Origin of the sequence: Ligilactobacillus faecis, assembly GCF_029889745.1 — a bacterium.
Classification (GTDB): domain Bacteria; phylum Bacillota; class Bacilli; order Lactobacillales; family Lactobacillaceae; genus Ligilactobacillus; species Ligilactobacillus faecis.
In genome coordinates this window covers 2,124,767-2,143,723 of sequence record NZ_CP123639.1, presented here as the reverse complement: position 1 = coordinate 2,143,723, position 18,957 = coordinate 2,124,767, and the positions used below count along the sequence as shown (strand labels likewise).

Here is an 18,957-nt window from a genome sequence, read left to right as displayed (position 1 = left end):
CTATGGAAGATATAGGGAAAAGTTTGACAGAACAGATGCAACGGCATAACTGGTCAAAGCGCTATAATGAATTAGTCGAAACGGCCTTAAATGATCCAGATGTCAAACGCTTTTTAGCTGAAAATAAGCATCTTTTGACAAAAGACGATGTTATGAAAAGCATCAGTAAGCTTTATGAATATGTGACGATCAAGCAAAAAATGGCTCAAGGAGAGCAAACCTTTGCGCCTGGATATTTGCCGACGTTAGCGGTGAGTAAACACCGGATCGAAGTCGTTTATGTTCCAAGTGAACAGCTTTTAGCTAAACGAGCTAAACAAGAACTTGATGCGCGCGTCAAGATGATCGCTTTACCAAAGAGCATGCGCCAAGCTCAATTAGTCGATTATGATCGTAGCGAAGAACGAAATGAAGCTTTCCGCGCTGCCTTGCAGTTTACAAATGACTATGCCAAAGAACCAAAAAAATTTCATAAAGGTTTATATTTAGAAGGTAGTTTTGGTGTCGGTAAAACATATTTATTAGCTGCAATCGCTAATGATCTAGCCAAACGAGGATATAAAACGACATTAGTACATTTTCCTTCTTTTGTTGTCGATATCAAAGGTTCGATCGGACAAAATAAGACGACAGAGTATCTAGAACGTTTAAAAAAAGCTCCGATCTTGATGTTAGACGATATCGGAGCTGATTCATTGAGTAGCTGGATCCGCGACGATGTTTTAGGGGTGATCTTGCAATATCGTATGCAAGAAGAACTGCCGACCTTCTTTAGTTCAAATCTTTCGTTTGAACAGTTAGAAAATGAGTATTTAGCGATCAATAATCGTGGCGAGGCTGAACCGTTAAAAGCTTTAAGGATCATGGAGCGGATCAAATTTTTAGCAGACGAATATCATATTGTCGGCAAAAACCGACGAAATCCTTAAAGAAATTTTAGTAGAGACTTGAAAAAATCAAATTTTCGTGCTTAAATAGGAGTTACATTAGTAAAAGACAAACGGCAAATCGATCCAGGGAAAGAGATCTCGACTGCAAGTCTCTTAAAAGAGGAGCTTACCACTTTTACGCTGAAAGCTTACGGTAAAGGTAAGACGGTTCGTTTCCGTTATCAACGGTCTAAGAGCAGGTCTGTTTGGCCTGGAATTTGGGTGGAACCGCGTCAAAAGACGCCCCTAGTACTTTTTAGAAGTATTAGGGGCGTTTTTTACGTTCGTTTGTCAAAAATAAAGGAGCAAGATTTTATGTCAGAGATCAATATCAAATTTCCAGATGGCGCAGTAAAGCAATTTGCAGTTAACACAACGACAAAAGAGATCGCTGAATCGATCAGCATCAGCTTAGCTAAAAAAGCTGTTGCCGGTAAATTCAACGGTAAATTAGTCGATTATACCGAACCGTTGACTGAAGACGGTGAGATCGAGATCATCACAAAAGATTCAGCTGAAGGTATGCAAGTTTTATGGCAAACAGTGGCTAATGTTATGGCAAGTGCTTTACATAGCCTTTATCCTGAAATGAAGTTTGGTCAAGGGGAAAGCTTAGAACACGGTTTCTACTTTGATACAGATAACGCTTCCGGGCAAGTAGCAGAAGCTGACTTTGAAAAGATCGAAAAGAAGATGAACGAGATCATCAAGCAAAACTTACCGATCGAACGTGTCGTTTATACAGAAGAAGAAGCTTTAGCAGCTGTTGCAGGTGATGAATACCAAACTGAATTAGTCAAAGAGATCGCACGCGATAACGATGGCAAAGTCGTTGCGCATCTTTTAGATGGTTTTATCGATCTTTCAGCTGGTCCGCAACTTGCAACAACAGGTTCGATCAAAGTTTACCAACTTCTTTCAGTAGCTGGTGCTTACTGGAAAGGCGCTTCAAGCAACCCGATGTTACAACGGATCTACGGAACAGCTTTTTACAAGCAAAAAGATCTTGAAGCTGAATTACAACGTCGCAAAGAAGCGCGTGAACGTGATCACCGTGTGATCGGAAACAACTTAGATCTTTTCTTTGTTGATCCTAAAGTGGGGGCTGGTCTACCTTACTGGATGCCAAACGGGGCAACGATCCGCCGAACGATCGAACGCTATATCATCGATAAAGAAGTGGCCCGTGGCTACGAACATGTTTACACACCGATCTTAGCTAACGTTGATCTTTATAAGCAATCAGGTCACTGGGATCACTATCGGGAAGATATGTTCCCACCAATGGATATGGGCGATGGCGAATTGCTTGAATTACGTCCGATGAACTGTCCATCACATATCCAAGTTTACAACCACCATATTCGCTCTTATCGTGACCTTCCATTGCGGATCGCTGAACTTGGGATGATGCACCGTTATGAAAAATCTGGTGCTTTGACAGGTCTTTCACGCGTTCGCGAAATGACTTTAAATGACGGTCATACATTTGTGACACCAGATCAGATCGAAGAAGAATTCAAGAAGACATTACAATTGATGGTCGATGTTTATAATGACTTTGACATCAAAGATTACCGTTTCCGTTTGAGTTATCGTGATCCTAAGAATACCCACAAATATTACGATGATGATGAAATGTGGGAAAAATCACAACGGATGTTGAAAGCTGCGATGGACGATCTTGGGCTAGAATATTTTGAAGCTGAAGGTGAAGCTGCTTTCTACGGTCCTAAATTAGACGTGCAAACGAAGACCGCTTTAGGTGGCGAAGAAACATTATCCACGATCCAATTGGATTTCTTGTTACCAGAACGTTTTGATCTTAAATATACTGGTGCTGATGGTGAAGAACACCGTCCAGTTATGATCCACCGTGGGATCGTTTCAACGATGGAACGTTTCACAGCTTACTTGACAGAAATGTACAAGGGGGCATTCCCAACATGGTTAGCACCAAAACAAGTTGAGATCATCCCAGTCAAAAATGAACTTCATTTAGACTATGCGCGCAAGTTGAGTGAAAAACTCGGGGCTTACAAGCTTCGTGTAAGTATCGATGATCGCAATGAAAAGATGGGTTACAAGATCCGTCAAGCGCAAGTGATGAAGACACCATATACTTTAGTTGTCGGTGATCAAGAAGTAGCTGACGGAACAGTGACTGTCCGCAAATACGGTAGTGAAGATACAGAAACGATGAGTCAAGACCAATTCAGAGATCTGATCTTGCACGACGTTGAAACATACAGCCGTAAAGATTAAAAAAATCATAAGAAGAGATGCTCGTGAGTATCTCTTTTTTTAGTTTTAAATTAAAGCGTTTTCTATTGCAGTTTAAAGAAATGAGAGGTAGGATAAAGGCAAATAAATAAAGATCGAGGTGACGTTTAAATGCATAAAGAGTTTGATTTTGATGAAGCAGAATTGAAGACGACAGCTGCTAGTTATTTGAAAACATATGTCCCGCACAAGTACGAAGAGTTGGTCAAAGAAAAACGTCGCAAACTAAAAGAAAAGCTCCACCAAGAAAAAAGGCGTTAGAGGCCGATAACTAAAAACGTTGGACCCGCTAAGTTTTTTAGCGGGTTTTTGTCATATATGACAAAAATATAGCTCAAGCCTTACTTTTTGCTATAATCAAAGCAATTATAGCTTAAGGGGGGATCAGATGTTAGTCATTCATTTTGAACAGATCAAACAGTATCTCAAGTTATTATACAAGACATACCAGACGTTTTTTTAAGCAGCTTTTAAGATAACGTTACTATTAGTTTTACTGACGCCGATCCAGGCTTTGTTACCACTAGTGACCGTTCAAGCTGGACAAAATTAGTCGATCAGTTAACGGCACAAAAAAGTTATGTTTACTTTTTGATACTTTGGATCATAGCAACATTATTAACGCAACTGTTGCCGGTCTTAGTAACAAACATCCAAGGGATCTTGACTGATAAACTGACTGGTTTTATCAATATCTCATTGATGGAGGAGATAACTGTTAATTAAAATATAATCAAATGTTATATAATATCTACAATAAAGATAAAATGTGAGGTAGATATTATGGCGATATTAAAACCAAAAGAAATGGCTGAAAGATTGGGCGTTACTGTTCTGACCCTCCAACGCTGGGATAATAATGGGATTTTAAAAGCTTATCGTACTCCCACTAATCGAAGATATTACACAGAAGAACAATACTTAAAATACATCGGTCGATCAACCAGTAATGATCGTAAGAATGTTGCTTATGCTAGAGTCTCAACATATGGGTAGAAAGATGATTTAAAAAATCAAATTGCTTTTATTAGACAATATGCTAATGCAAAAGGCATTATTCTTGATGAAACATTTACTGATATTGGCAGCGGGCTTGATTATAACCGTAAAAAATGGAATCAATTACTAAAAGAAGTAATGGATGATCAAGTCGATGCGATCTTTATTACCTATAAAGATAGATTTATCCGCTTTGGTTACGAATGGTTTGAAAGATTATGTAAGATGCACAATACAAAAATTGTAGTGTTAAATAACATTGAAACTAGTCCTACTCAAGAAATGATCGACGATATGATAAGCATTGTACATGGATTTTCTTGTCGCTTATATGGTTTACGTAAATACAAAAGTAAATTAAAAAATGACAAGTCTTTGAAAGCTGGTGAAAATAATGATTCGAGTTCAAAAAGTAAGGCTTTATCCAAACAAGACCATGAAAAAGGTGATTGATGATTTGTGTGATTATCGCAGATATTGTTGGAATCAAGGCTTAGCTTTATGGAATGATATGTATGATAATTCCTTGATTTTAGAGGATAAAAAGTTAAAACCTAGCGAACGTAAGGTTCGTGATGAATTAGTAGCTAATAAAGAAGATTGGCAATATTTGTTATCAGCTCGTTGTTTACAATTAGCGATCTCTGATCTAGGTAAAGCTTGGAAAAATTTCTTTAATAGATCCCAACCTGATTGGGGCAAACCAAAATTTAAGTCCAAGAAAGCTCCTAGACAAGGTTTTAAAACTGATCGAGCTAAGATCGTTGCGGGAAAGTTACGTCTAGATAAACCTCGAGGGATCAAAATTTGGTATGATATTAGATTCAAAGGTGCTAAGAACTTAGAAGGTGAATTAAAAGTTGTTTCAATTTATCGTGAAAATGGTAAGTACTGGGCGAGTTTGCCTTTTGAGATCGAGATAAAAAAGAAGATCAAGACTGGTAAGAACTCAGCCGTTGACGTCAATGTCGGACATCTAAACTACACAGACGGTAAGATCAATACTTTGCTAAGTAATTTGAAACGACTTTATAAACGTATCAAGTATTATCAAAGAAAATTAGCTAGAAAACGTGTTGTGAATGGTAAAAAAGCTACTCAAACGAGTAATTACGTTAAAACGAGAGCCAAGTTACAACGTGATTATCGCAAAGCGGCTAGTATCCAACATGACATTATCCATAAATTTACCACTGAGTTAGTGACTAATTACGATCAGGTCGTAATAGAAGATCTAGATGTCAAGAAAATGCAGATGACACATGTTGCCTCTAAAGGGCTTCACCGTTCATTGTTTGGCTACTTTAGACAAACATTAACTTATAAGTGCAACTGGTATGGTAAAAAAGTAGTTTTGGCTGATAAATATTATCCAAGCACGCAACGTTGTTCTAAGTGTGGCTTCATTAAGACTGGCGAAGATAAAGTCGGTCTTAATGGTAATGAAAAGCACAGAACTAAGCATAACGAATATATTTGTTATGAATGTGGTGCGATCATGGATCGAGATGAAAATGCAGTAGCTAATCTTTTAGCTTTATTAAATTAAAAAGATAACGGGGTGGGCTACCCCCTTAGGCTATCAGAGCTAGTCAATGTCATTACCCTCTAGTTAGGATATGGGAATACTAGCATTGACGGTAGTAAATAAAATTAGGAAAGGAAAAGCTATATTTCTTTCTCAAATGTAATCATTCGACACGTTTGATTACATTTATTCATATTTTATATAGCAGAAATCTAAAAAACTAGTAACGTTAGAACTTCTTGATAACAGTGCTTATTTTGACGATCTCAAATTACTGAGTGAAGATGCTAGTTGGCGCCCAGTCAATTTGATCGTCTTTGGAGTTGCTGTTTTACGCGATGCTTTGACTTTAGTTGGGATGTTTTGTTTGTTAGGAAAATATAACTGGTTTTTAGCACTCTTATTATTTTTAGTTTTGTTGCCACAAACATTAGTTTATTATCGGATCCAACAAGAAGCCTTTGAAACGATGGTAACACGTAGTAAAAATGCCCGGAAACTCGATTATTTTAGCTCACTGTTGTTAGAAAGAAAGGATGCTAAAGAAGTCAGGATCTTTCAAATGTTTAATTCTGTGATCAAAAAGTATCGTACGTTATTTTTTGAAACACAGCGTACGGTAAATGCAGTGCGCAAAAAGCAACTCGTGATCGCAAGTTGTTTTTTGCTTTTGACAGTGACGGTCAGTTCGCTTGGATTTTGGTGGTTCATCGTACAAGTTCAACGTCAAGTTTTAGGAGTCGGGATCTTATTATTATATATCTCAGTGATCGCAAGTATCGTCGAGAGGATGACAAATATCGTTGAGACAACGAGTTTACTCTACGATTCATTATTATGGGTCAAAAAATATGAGCACTTTTTAGACTTCAAAGAATCGGCCACAGATGGAAAGCTCGAATTTGATGCTGATTTTGAAGCACTGACAGTTAAAGATCTTTCTTTTACATATCCTTTTTCAACTAAAGAAGTGTTACATCAAATAAATTTCTCAGTCAAAAAAGGTGAGCGGATCGCGATTGTTGGTGAGAATGGTTCGGGTAAGTCGACCTTAGTCAAGTTACTGCTCAAACTATATCCAGCTTCAAGTGGAACGATCAGTTTTGATGAACAAAAGCTATGTGATCTTAGTGCTAAAAGTTATTGGCAAAAAGTGACAGTTGCTTTTCAAGACTTTAGTCATTTTAAATTGAGTTTGCAAGATAATGTGACTGCACTTGAAGAGCTACCCGAGGCAACAGTCAAAGCGCTTTTGCAAGAAGTTACGCTACCGTTAAAAGCACCGCTAGAGCTAACAACGATCTTATCGCGTGAATTTGAAGGCGGAACTGAGCTATCTGGCGGACAATGGCAAAAAGTTGCTTTAGCGCGTTGCTTACATCGAAAAAGTAAACTGATCTTTTTAGACGAACCGACTGCAGCGCTTGATGCTAAGAGTGAACAAGAGCTTTATAGACATTTTGTAGAACTCGGAAAAGATACGACGCTTTTGTTTGTGACACACCGGATGTCAGCCGTGAATCTAGCCGACAAAGTTTTATTTTTAAAAGATGGGCGGTCAGTCGCTTGTGGCCCACATAAAGAGCTCTTAGCGACTGAGCCAAGTTACCGCGAGTTATATGAATTACAAAAGCAAGCCTATCGATGATCGTGTCAGTTAGTTTTTAGGGAAGAAATGCTTGCGAATGATTGACAACTCATTTTAGATTAAATATACTTTAGAAAAAAATGAAAGCATTTTGCTAAAATGAGAGGGTAATATGGGAGAAACTTTACGCACATTTGCACGAAAACATTTAATGGATCATGCCGAACTTTTTACTTTTCGCTCAGTTTCATCTGAGCGTTCCGAGCTCAACCAAACAGCTGAATATTTAGTCAAAACTTTTAAAGAACTCGGCGCGACTAGGGTCGAAAAACTAGGTGGTCCAGGACACCCCCCAGCAGTTTTTGCGGAATTTACTAGTGAACGTTCTGATAAAACAGTGTTGTTTTATCAACATTACGATGTCCAACCGCCTGAACCGTTAGAAAAATGGCTAAGTGATCCATTTGTTCCAGTGATCAGAGACGAAAAACTTTTTGCCCGGGGTGCTTCAGATAATAAAGGTGAGCTGATCTCGCGGCTAGTCTTAGTCAAATATTTTCAAGAGCATGGCGGGTTACCGGTCAATATAAAATTTTTCGTTGAAGGTGAAGAAGAAAATGGAAGTCCCCATGTTGAAGAGATCGTGCGAAAAAATCGCTTCAAACTTCAGGCTGATGCTTGCATTTGGGAAGGTGGCGGTAAAAATTATGTCGATAACTACCAGATCGTTGGTGGGATGCGTGGGATCACGATCTTTGATGTTCAAGCTGTGACAGCTGATATCGATCTACATTCATCGCTAGCCTCTTATGCTGAAAATGCTGCATGGCGTTTAGTTCGAGGTCTAGCCTCGTTGCGTGCTGATGATGGGACTGTTTTAGTCGAAGGCTTTTATGATGATGTAGAACCTTTATCGCCTAAAGAAGAACAAGCAGTCTTTGCCTATGATTTTGACCTTGATGTGGCGATCAGTCGGGCGGGGTTACGCCGGACGATCAAAAAAGATCATAAAGTTGAATTGGTCAATCAACCGACACTAACGATCAACGGGATCACTTCGGGTTATCAAGGCAAAGGGATCAAAACAGTGATCCCTCATCTAGCGACTGCTAAGCTCGATTGCCGCCTTACTCCAAGTCAAGATCCAGAAAAGATCGCAGAACTGATCCAAAAACAACTCATCAAAAACGGTTATCCCGATCTAAAAGTTCGTTATCGTTTAGGAGAAAATGGTTATCGCTCAGAAATGGATGATCCGTTTATCCAGTTAGCGCTAGCAGAAGCAAAGAAACAATACGGTCCAGAAACAAAATATTTGCCTAACTCGGCTGGGGGTGGGCCAGCAGAAGTTTTCGGAAAGTTATTAGAACTTCCGATCGCGATCTTAGGTGTTTCTTATGCAGGTAGTCAAGTTCATAGTCCAAATGAACATATCCGGTTAGCTGATTTTGTCAACGGGACCGAACTTTTAGGAAAGATCTTAGTTGCTTACGGACGAGAAAAATAGTTGAAATGGGACATTTTGAAAAAAATGTCCCATTTTTAAGTGTTTAATTGAGCATTATTTACAAGTGGGAACTATAATGTAGGTGAATTATGATTGATGGGGTGATAAGGATGTTAAAGAATAAAGCTGTAATGATCGGTGGCGGTATTGCCAATATGGCAGCTGCCGTTTACTTGATCCAAGAAGGACATTGGAAAGGTGATGATATCACTTTCTATGCACTTGACCTACATGGTTCAAACGATGGGGCAGCTGCTTCAATTGCGGCAGAACAATATTGGAACAGAAATCACCCAATGGAAAACACTAAAGGCTATGTTGCCCGTGGTGGACGGATGCTCAACTACCGGACTTATGTCGATCTGATGGACTTATTAGACCGTGTTCCTTCGGTTACAGAAAAAGGGATGACGGCAGCTGAAGATACACGTGATTTTGACAGCAAACATCGGACCTATGATAAAGCACGTTTGATGCAAGGTGGCAAAGGGATCATCGATGGACATAAATTAGGTCTGAATAATTTAGACCGCTTGTTATTGACACGTTTAGTCATGATGCCAGATGACAAAGAAGAAGAGTTAGATAACGTTTCGATCGCTGAATACTTCAAAGACGATCCACACATGTTCCAAACGAACTTCTGGTATATGTGGGAGACGACTTTTGCTTTCCGGGTCGAATCTTCTGCGCAAGAGTTACGGCGCTATATGCACCAAATGATCTACGAATTTACTCAGATCGAACATTTAGTAGGGGTCAATCGGACACGCTATAATCAATTTGAAAGTATCATGTTGCCTTTGATCGAATACTTGAAAGATAAAGGATGTCACTTTATCATGAACAGTCGCGTCACGGCTTTTGATTTTAAAGAAACACCAATGCAAGATGAGATCACTGTTACTGGACTTAAGATCTTAGACACAAAGACTAACGAAGAGAAACATGTTGAGATCGATGATAAGACAGCAGTCTTCTTCACAAACGGTTCGATCACTGATTCAGCAACTTTAGGTGATTTCAATACACCTGCTCCTGAAAATATGGATTATGGTGCAGCCTCATCGCTTTGGAAACAAGCGACTGAGCATTTCTACAACCTTGGTAATCCAGATAAGTTCTTTGCTGATCGCAATGCTTCTGAGTGGGTCAGTTTTACTTTGACGACTAAAGATCATCTTTTGTTAAATGAGATCACTCGGATTACGACTCAATTACCAGGGAATGCTTTGAATTCCTTCTTATCAACGACGCCGATCACGCCACTAGGTCAAGAAGACGTCAATATGTCGATCGTTGTACATCATCAACCGCACTTTACGACACAAAAGCCAAACGAAACAGTTCTTTGGGGTTACTTCTTATATCCAAGACGTCACGGGGAGTTTGTTGACAAACCATATATCAAGATGACTGGGAAGGAAATGCTCCAAGAGTTGATCGGACAACTTTCAAAAGTTGACCCAGGTCCAGTCAACATCAAAGAAAAAGAAAAAGAGATCATGGAAAGTGTGATCAACTGTATCCCAGTTTATATGCCGTATGCTTCAGCGCTCTTCAATAACCGGGCTAAGACAGATCGCCCAGAGATCATCCCAGAACATTCCACAAATTTAGCCTTCACAGGTGAATTTGTCGAACAACCTTACCAAATGGTCTTCACTGAGCAAAGTGCAGTCCGTTCAGGTGAGATCGCTGCGTTCCACTTTGCCGGTGTTCCAGCCGAGCGCTTAGTCAAAACGCCAAGATATGATAAAGATCCCCGTGTCTTGTTACGGGCAACAAAACGCATGTTTGAGTAAAAACTGATTTTTGAATAGACCTCTTAAGTTAGCTGAAGGATCTAGCTTAAGAGGTCTATTTTATTTTGACACTAGTTTTTCGTATTTAGATCATAGCTAAAAGCTAATGCTACTTTTTAGTAGCTAAAGTAAAATAGATGATTGCCAAAATCAAGATCTCACAATATAATTAAATATTTGGAGGGAATATCAATGAAGGCAACATCAAATAATGTTATGAAAGGGATCTTTTGGTCGGCTGTGGCTTCAGCAGTCTGGGGGATCTCAGGCACTACTGTGCAATTTATTTCACAAAATCAGAACTTACCAGCTGATTGGTACTTATCGATCCGAACGTTAGGTGCCGGTGTGATCTTACTACTTATCAGTTTTATTTTGTATGGTAAACAGACTTTTGGTGTTTTTTCGTCTTGGAGAACATTTGGCTATTTGCTTGCCTATGCGATCTTTGGTTTGATGGCAAACTTATTGTCATTTTATATCTCGATCCAAAAAGGGAATGCTTCAGCCACGACGATCTTACAGTACTTGAGTCCGTTATTTATCGTATTAGGTGGGATCTTTATCAAACGTCAACGACCTTTGACGACAGACATGATCGCCTTTATCGTCGCTTTATTAGGGGTCATACTTGCGATCACTAAAGGTGACTTTACGCAAATGTCGATCCCAGTCGATTCACTTTTGTGGGGGATCGTTTCTGGGATCACAGCCGCACTTTATGTGGTCTTGCCTAAACCGATTGCTAAAGATTATCCCCCTGTTGTGATCTTAGGTTGGGGGACTTTCATTGCTGGAGTCTTATTCAACTGTTATCACCCAGTTTGGGTCGCTCCGCCAACGATCACAGGGGGACTTGTGCTAACGATTTCAACGGTCATCTTACTTGGCACGATCATTCCATTTGGATTATTATTATACAGTTCTCGCTTTGCCCCATCAGATGTTATCAGTATCATGGATGCTTTACAACCAGCTACGACGGCAGTTTTAAGCGTGATCTTTTTAGGTCTAGGCATGAATTGGGTCGAAGTTGTGGGGATCGTCTTAGTTATTTTAGCGATCTACATTTTACAACGGGGACGTAAGAATTTAGAAAAAGCCGGTTATCGGGAAGCAGATTTTTAATAAAAAATAGGCACTTGGGAATTCTCAAGTGCTTATTTTTTAGTTCAAACTTAAAAACTTTTTGTCAAAAAAGACAATTTTGGTTTTGAAGTCTTAAAAAATGTTATGCTCTTCAAAAAGTTTTGAGGGGGAATTGAGATGAAAGTAAAAAACTTCAGCAAAGTCAATTTGCAGTTTTAATGAGAAAAAAGCCTCATCTAGGCTCTCTTTTAGAGGGTAAGTCGGCCTCGATCATTGGTAGTTCACTTTATAACTTAGCGCTTTTGACGTTAGCGTCACAACAAAAAGATCCTGCCTTAGCGATTTCGTTAGTCAGTTTACTAGGCTATCTGCCAGATATTATCGATCCGTTTACAGCTTACTTGAGTGATCGTGAAGAAAAACATCTAAAAAAGGGGATCCAGTTAAGTTTTGTGCAAGCGTTGATCTACTTAGTGACAGCTATTTTTTTGCTTGACTCTCAGTTACCATTTGCCCTTTTTATCGTGGTCGTTTTAGCTAACGTTTTGTCAGATATTTTAGATAATTACATAATAGCTTTACAAAATCCCCTGATCAAACGGTGGGTCGCGTCAGATGAATTGCGCCTATTTTCTTCAGCGTCAACGATCATTCGCCAGATCTGTAGTATCTTGGGTAAACTTTTAGGTGTTTTCTGGTTGATGCTTTACCCGCAGAAGTTTGCTACGCTCTCAGTTTTGAATGCTATGACTTTTTTACTGTGTGCTTGTTTTTTAAAGCGCATAAAGGTGGATGGTACGCTAAAAAGTACAGAGCGAGCTGAAAAGATCTCGCTCAAAGATTTTGGGACAAAAATGCAAAGGGCCTATCATCAGATCAAAACGACAAAATTGTTGAATAATTTGATAATGATGGCGTTAGTCAATTTTATTTTGGCGAGTTTTTCGTTATTGCGAAAAGTCGCTTTAGATGCTGATCAAAATTTGCACTTTGGCAGTTACAGTCAAACATTGTTTACATTGGAATTATGCTTTTTTATAGGCTTGCTCACAGGGGCTTTTTTGCGTCCAAAATGGCTAGAAGCTTTAAGTTATGCTGAGCTTTTAGTGATCATGATCGGGATCATCACCGTTAGTGTCATCGATTGTCTGTTTTACGGTCCATTATGGGTCGTCTTATTAGCCCAGATAGCATTTGCAAGTGTGATGGGGTATTTAGTACCGAAATTTTCGGCTGAGATGATCGAGATGGTACCTGAAGAAGAGCTTGCCCGCGTTGCAAGCTTGACGAATTTTGTGCTGTTATTTGCGCCACCACTCGGTTCTTTACAAGCTACGCTACTGCTCTATTTCTTTAGCTTAAAGCTTGCTTGGATCGTAGAGTTAGTTTTGCTTATAAGTGGGATGTTACTTCTAGGATACTTTGTCTTGCAAAAACGAAAAGAAGATCTTGTTTGAAAAATATCTGCGAGACACTAGACCAACGTCAAGCTTTACAAATTAATTTGCTCACTATTTTATCTGATCAAAATAAAGATCTGCTCATCGTGTTTTAAAGATGTATTGCTTTTACATTTACTAATTGATATGTTTTTTGCTCGTGATCTCGTGTAGTATCTCTTTTATTTATAGCTCTTCAGTTGTAGAGATCGATCTCATGAGCCTCCTACTTTAGCGTGGGGCAGTTAGCTAGTATAATAAAATAAAACTATTATTAAAAGGGGATCTTTAACTGATGAAGCAAAAAAGTTTTGTTTTAGTAAGTGATTATGGGCATATAAATCAAATTGAAACAACTGCTAAATCAATTATTTATCATCATTCTAAGACAAAAATCTATATAGTTAACGAGGATATTCCACAAGAATGGTTTAACAATATCAACAAGCATCTTAGGCAAGTAGATAGTCAAATTATAAATACAAGAATTGATCAAAGCATTGTAACATACGAACATACACTGCGATCAAAAACTGACGAAACATTTTATGAGCGCATTTTGATCCCTGGATCATTTGATGATGAGCAAGTATTATATCTAGAAAGTGATGTTATTGTGGATCAAGATCTTAGTGAATTGTTTGAGTTGGAGCTTGCTGACCATCCTATCGCGGCTGTTCCTGATCTACTTTATGATGATCGCTTTGATCCTGGTGTATTATTGCTCAACATGCCTGTCCTAAAAAAATACCCAGATATTATCACAAAAATACTTAAGATCGGCATAGACAAAGAGTTAACTGAGAAAGCTCGAGCGCTTTTAAATGAAGCCTTCAATAGCACATATTTAAAACTTCCACTAAAGTATAATCTTGCTATTGGGTATGATTTTTTATGTTACTATTATCCGTCGTATGACCACGGTTACTGGGATAAGACTGATATCAAGGGGAGTATTATTCACTACACTGGGTTTTCAAAGCCATGGGACCAATTGAGCACTAGTCGTTATCGGAGCAAGTGGTGGCAGTATCATGATCTCTCCTGGTCAGAAGTATGTCAGCATGCACATATTCCTTCGACGCTTGGATACCAAGAAAACGGACGATCTTTTACTATGACAGATAGTGAGAACGTAAAGGATCTTGAACGCTTAGTTAGAGCATTACCGAATTGGACTTTTAATATAGCTGCCTATACTAATATGGGAGAAAATTTAACTAAATTGATTTGTTATCCTAATGTTCATCTTTATCCAGCGATCATCGGGACTATTAGGGATCAATTGATAGATGAGGCTGACTGTTACTTAGATATTAATTACGGCACTAAAAACGAAGCGATATTAGAAAAGTTTCAAAAAACCGGAAAGCCGATCATTTCTTTTGATGAAGTAAATTCTATTTTTAAAGATGCAGTTAATTATCAGAGCTTTTCTGATACTGATGTTTCTGGTATGATAAATTATTTAAAAAAATTACAAGCAGAAACTACAGTTCATTCTGATCAACTAGCAATAGATCTACCAAAGCAGTTATCAGAGCGATCTAATGCTGATTTTTCCAGCTTATTTCGCCCAGCTAAGTACGATCTGCGGGTCATGGATAGTGAAGATACCTTGATGTATATAAGAAAACATCAGTGTTCAGTATCTCGCTTCGGCGATGGAGAAATTGCACTGTTAAACGGAGTTGATCAAGTTTTCCAACAAGCAGATCCAGCACTTAATAAAAGATTAAATGAGATCGTACAGGCAGGAAGTAGCCCTGAGCTCTTAGTTTGTTTAAGTGACGTTTTTCATGGTTTGGATATGTTAGTTGATCCTGCACGGGATTGGTGGCAAGGACATCTTATTACTTTTGCTGATTATTATAGAGAACTTGGCAAAAAAGAAAATATATATGGTAATACGATGGTGACTCGACCATATATAGATTTTAAGGATCGGACTGCAGCCGATCGGGTCTTTAAGCAGCTAAAAGAACTTTGGACTGATCGTGATCTGCTTATAGTTGAAGGACATTACACGCGTTCGGGAGTAGGCAACGATCTATTTTCAAATGCCCGTTCGCTTCAACGGATCATTTGTCCTTCTAAAAATGCATGGACAAAATATCAAGAGATCGAAGACGCAATAAAACTATATGGAAAAGAGCGTTTGGTTCTTGTTATGTTAGGAATGACAGCTAGTGTTATTGCAGCAGATCTAGCAGGTTTTACACAAGTGATCGATCTAGGACATCTTGACCCAGAGTATGAATGGTACAAAATGGGAGCGAAAACAAGGGTCCCGATCGAGGGCAAACATACAGCTGAAATGAACTATGATATCGATATTTCAGAGGTTCATGATCAAAAATATCAAGCGGAGATCATAAAAAAAATCGGCATTTAATGTTTAGTGGCGGTGATCTAAGATCTCAAAAAATACCTTTCTAACAGATAGTGTTAGAAAGGTATTTTTTTAGTCGATAAATTTAACAGCTGTTCCATAAGCAGCAACTGATTGCATATCAGCGCTGATCGAGCCTGAGTCAAAACGCATCATGACGACGGCATCGGCTCCAAGTGTAGCTGCTTCTTTTTCGAGGCGTTTTAAAGCTTCAAAACGAGAGTTGTTCAACATTTTTGTATAACCTTTGATCTCGCCCCCAACGATACTTTTGAGACCAGCCCCTAGATCACTGGCAAAGTTTCGTGATTGCGTCGTTACGCCAAAAACAGAACCTAAGACTTCATAATTTTTTCCGGGAATATTTTCAGTTGTTACGATCAACATAGTTTGACATCCTTTCTAATTAAATTCAAGTTCATTTGGACCATAAATGAGTGTCTTTTGAGGTGCGATCACATGAACGAACTCTTTTAGCTCACTTACAGTCTGATCTGCATTGATCTCATCTAGTTCAAAACTTTCTGAAGCGTTAAAGACGTTTTCGCCTTGAGCTGGACCTGTTTTTTGAAGCGCATAGTGTGTTGGCTCAGCTAAAGCTGCAGTCAAAGTTTCTTGTGAGATCTCAGGAAATTCAGTAAACGGATCTAAGGCATGTAAAAGTTTAGCATCTTCGAGATCTAAAAGGAGAGTTCGCCCATTTTTAGCAGTATTTGCTAAATAAAATAATGTTTTTTCTGGCGCAAAAGGCGAAAGTTTGAACGCTGGTAAACTTGTCTCTGGGAGTTGCTTGAAAAAGCGGGTCAAGTTTTTAGCACTACTGTTAAAAGGCTTTTTGCTCTGCAAAGCACGACTATCAAGCAAGAAAAGATCTATATCAGCTTGCTGGAAAGCTTTTTTCCATTTTTTGATTCGATTTTTATGTGGCCCTTGGGTGATGAAACGCCCACTATATCCAAGCGTTGAAGTCTTAGTCTTTAAAAGGAGACTAGTAGCACCTAAAAAGCCATCATCACTTGGAAAAGCTGTGACACTTAGCTCAGTAGTCAAAGAAACCGAGTAGTGGTAGGGATAACACTTGATTTTATCTAAAACTAAAGGTGTGATCCGTTTTTGCCAAACGAGCTTTTGGAGTAATTTTAAAAGCTCTTGTGGCAAATAAAGCAAAGATCTTTGTGGCTGGTTCAAGAGCTCAAGCATATCAGTCGAAAGATGTGTGAATAAGACGATGTCTTTTGCCTTTAAAGTTGCATTTCTTGGGGGATCGAGCCACAATGTCTGGTCATCAGCTAATTTAAAAGTAACATTTTTTGTTTGGGGATCAATGATCGGTTCCACAAAAGTCACCCTTTCTACATATCCTATCATATAATTGTAACATGTTTTTCAGTAGACAGACATTTAGATCAAGTTGCGTAGAACTTATTAAAGGTAAGCAAAAAACTTGTCTTTAAAAAGAAAAAGGATAATAATCAAGATATACTAAAAAAAGAAGGGTCGATATTATGCAATTAACGATCACAAAAGAAGCAGAAGCTAAATTAAAACCTTATTTTGACGATAAAAATGCAGTTATATTATTGGATTTTGACGATGGAGTCGGACCGTTTTCAAAAGTGGGAGTCTGCTCACTCAATCAAGCATTCCAATTAGTCGTAGCTCCTAAAGAAGCTGATCTACATGATTACGATCAAGTGCTTGAGACAAATTTAGGTAAAGTCTATTACAAAGGTTACTCTGACATGTATTTAGACCAAGTGATGCAACTCAAAGTAAATGAGCAGAATATGACTTTACGTTTAGTCGGCAATAACTCAGGAGATCTGACCCCAGTTTTGAATGTCATCGACTTACGTGCCTAATAAAAAACGAGTAGTTCTTTGCTACTCGTTTCAGAATGTAGACTAAGTCATCAGAGTATGTGCTCTGGTGACTTTTTTTTGTATAATTAAAGAAAACGGTTACGGAGGTGCTCATTATGCTTCACAAAAGTGATCCCAATCTCAAACGCTGTGAATATGCTCGTACTTCTCTAGATGATTTGGTCCCAAAAGATCATTTACTCCGTAAAATTGATCAAATTATTGATTTCTCTTTTATTTATGATCTTGTCGAAGATTCCTATTGTAAAAATAATGGTCGTCCTAGTCTTGACCCTGTACTACTCATAAAGATTCCTTTGATCCAAAATCTATTTGGTATTCGTTCTATGCGTCAAACGATCAAAGAAATTCAAGTTAATGTCGCTTATCGATGGTTTCTAGGACTAGGTTTAAATGATCCTGTTCCTCATTTCTCTACCTACGGTAAAAATTATAAAAGAAGATTTGCTGAAAGCCATGTAATAGAAGCTATTTTTGCTCATATTTTGAAACTCTGTTTAGAAAATGATCTTATCGACACAACTGATATCTTTATTGATGGAACTCATTTGAAAGCTGCTGCTAACAGCCGTAAATATACTACTGAAGTTATTGAAACTAAGTCAAAATTTATGAGTGAAGATCTCGAAAAAGAAATAAATGTAGATAGAGCTAAACATCAAAAGAAACCCTTAAAAGAAGAAAAACCTAAAAAAAAACTAGACAAGTAAAAATATCTAAAACTGATCCTGATAGTGGATGGTTTCATAAGGGTGAACACAAACAGGTTTTTGCCTATAACGTTCAAGCTGCCTGTGATAAAAATGGGTGGCTCTTAGCTTATGTGGTCGGTGCGGGAAATATCCATGATACGCAACTTTTTCCTGAAATATTTGAAAAAGTACGGAAGTACGACCCACAATATATTATCGCTGATTCTGGCTATAAAACACCCACGATCGCACACTTTTTACTATCTCAAGGCATAATTCCCATTCTTCCTTATAAACGCCCAAGGGGCAAAGTTGGTACGCTTAGACCCAAAGATTTTGTTTATGATGAATATTATGATTGTTATTTATGTCCTGGCGATCAAATCTTAATGTACTCCACAACTAATCGAAGTGGTTATCGTGAATATAAAAGTGATCCTACAATCTGTGAAAAATGTCCTTTACTGCACAAATGTACACAAAGTAAAAATCATCAAAGAGTTATCGCTCGTCATGTTTGGCAAGATAGTATGGAAAAATGTGAGGATATCAGGCATCAAACTGGCTCAAAATTAAAGTATGAAGCGCGAAAGGAGACGATCGAAAGAAATTTTGGTTCGGCAAAAGAATATCACAACTTGAGATACGCCCGAGAAGTAGGAATTGATAAAATTCTAGCTAAAGTTGGGTTGATATTTGCGTGCCTAAATCTAAAAAAATTGGTAAAAATACTGGGGAAAAACCCTGTTATATTCGTATATTTCAAAGTATATAGTTATAAAAATACATAAAAAAACAAACTCTATCCGATTTGAATAGAGTT

At 38.3% G+C, this 18,957-nt stretch carries 14 protein-coding genes and 2 pseudogenes; 14 read left to right on the top strand and 2 right to left on the bottom strand.

What is annotated here, in order from left to right:
* Positions 1-2: 2 nt before the first annotated feature.
* From dnaI to QFX10_RS09725, 12 genes and pseudogenes are all read left to right on the top strand, one after another.
* Positions 3-929: a primosomal protein DnaI gene (dnaI, locus tag QFX10_RS09780; RefSeq protein WP_280606032.1), complete on the top strand. Its 927-nt coding sequence runs from the start codon at positions 3-5 to the stop codon at positions 927-929.
* 315 nt (positions 930-1,244) lie between these two features.
* Entirely contained in the window at positions 1,245-3,194 is a 1,950-nt protein-coding gene (thrS, locus tag QFX10_RS09775) for a threonine--tRNA ligase (protein WP_280606031.1), read from the top strand.
* Between the two features lie 129 nt (positions 3,195-3,323).
* Entirely contained in the window at positions 3,324-3,473 is a 150-nt protein-coding gene (locus tag QFX10_RS09770) for a hypothetical protein (protein WP_280606030.1), read from the top strand.
* 330 nt (positions 3,474-3,803) lie between these two features.
* The gene (locus QFX10_RS09765) at positions 3,804-3,938 is read left to right on the top strand and encodes a hypothetical protein (protein ID WP_280606029.1); all 135 of its coding nucleotides are present in this window, start codon (positions 3,804-3,806) and stop codon (positions 3,936-3,938) included.
* A 57-nt stretch (positions 3,939-3,995) separates the two neighbouring features.
* A pseudogene (locus tag QFX10_RS09760) lies at positions 3,996-4,664 on the top strand (IS607 family transposase).
* Positions 4,606-5,760 carry an RNA-guided endonuclease InsQ/TnpB family protein gene (locus tag QFX10_RS09755; RefSeq protein ID WP_280606028.1) on the top strand — a complete coding sequence of 385 codons (1,155 nt, stop codon included), beginning with the start codon at positions 4,606-4,608 and terminating at the stop codon, positions 5,758-5,760. Before QFX10_RS09760 ends, QFX10_RS09755 begins: the two are co-directional and overlap by 59 nt.
* Positions 5,761-6,046: 286 nt before the next feature.
* Positions 6,047-7,387 carry an ATP-binding cassette domain-containing protein gene (locus tag QFX10_RS09750; RefSeq protein WP_280606027.1) on the top strand — a complete coding sequence of 447 codons (1,341 nt, stop codon included), beginning with the start codon at positions 6,047-6,049 and terminating at the stop codon, positions 7,385-7,387.
* A gap of 112 nt (positions 7,388-7,499) precedes the next feature.
* Positions 7,500-8,834: a M20/M25/M40 family metallo-hydrolase gene (locus tag QFX10_RS09745; RefSeq protein WP_280606026.1), complete on the top strand. Its 1,335-nt coding sequence runs from the start codon at positions 7,500-7,502 to the stop codon at positions 8,832-8,834.
* A 110-nt stretch (positions 8,835-8,944) separates the two neighbouring features.
* Positions 8,945-10,639: an oleate hydratase gene (locus QFX10_RS09740; protein ID WP_280606025.1), complete on the top strand. Its 1,695-nt coding sequence runs from the start codon at positions 8,945-8,947 to the stop codon at positions 10,637-10,639.
* A 192-nt stretch (positions 10,640-10,831) separates the two neighbouring features.
* Positions 10,832-11,767, top strand: a complete 936-nt coding sequence (locus QFX10_RS09735; protein ID WP_280606024.1) for a DMT family transporter — start codon at positions 10,832-10,834, stop codon at positions 11,765-11,767.
* Positions 11,768-11,946: 179 nt separating this feature from the next.
* Positions 11,947-13,185, top strand: a complete 1,239-nt coding sequence (locus QFX10_RS09730) for an MFS transporter (RefSeq protein ID WP_280606023.1) — start codon at positions 11,947-11,949, stop codon at positions 13,183-13,185.
* Positions 13,186-13,462: 277 nt separating this feature from the next.
* Entirely contained in the window at positions 13,463-15,562 is a 2,100-nt protein-coding gene (locus QFX10_RS09725) for an SP_1767 family glycosyltransferase (RefSeq protein ID WP_280606022.1), read from the top strand.
* 69 nt (positions 15,563-15,631) lie between these two features.
* Here the strand turns inward: QFX10_RS09725 and QFX10_RS09720 are convergent, their stop codons facing one another.
* The gene (locus tag QFX10_RS09720; RefSeq protein WP_280606021.1) at positions 15,632-15,946 is read right to left on the bottom strand and encodes a heavy metal-binding domain-containing protein; all 315 of its coding nucleotides are present in this window, start codon (positions 15,944-15,946) and stop codon (positions 15,632-15,634) included.
* 15 nt (positions 15,947-15,961) lie between these two features.
* Positions 15,962-16,897, bottom strand: coding sequence for a hypothetical protein (locus tag QFX10_RS09715; RefSeq protein ID WP_280606020.1), 936 nt, complete (start codon positions 16,895-16,897; stop codon positions 15,962-15,964).
* A gap of 167 nt (positions 16,898-17,064) precedes the next feature.
* On the opposite strand from QFX10_RS09715, the gene QFX10_RS09710 reads away from it, so the two are divergent.
* Both QFX10_RS09710 and QFX10_RS09705 read left to right on the top strand, forming a co-directional pair.
* A complete protein-coding gene (locus QFX10_RS09710; protein WP_280606019.1) occupies positions 17,065-17,421 on the top strand; it encodes an iron-sulfur cluster biosynthesis family protein in 357 nt (118 codons plus the stop codon).
* 116 nt (positions 17,422-17,537) lie between these two features.
* Positions 17,538-18,953, top strand: a pseudogene (locus tag QFX10_RS09705) (IS1182 family transposase).
* Positions 18,954-18,957 lie beyond the last annotated feature (4 nt).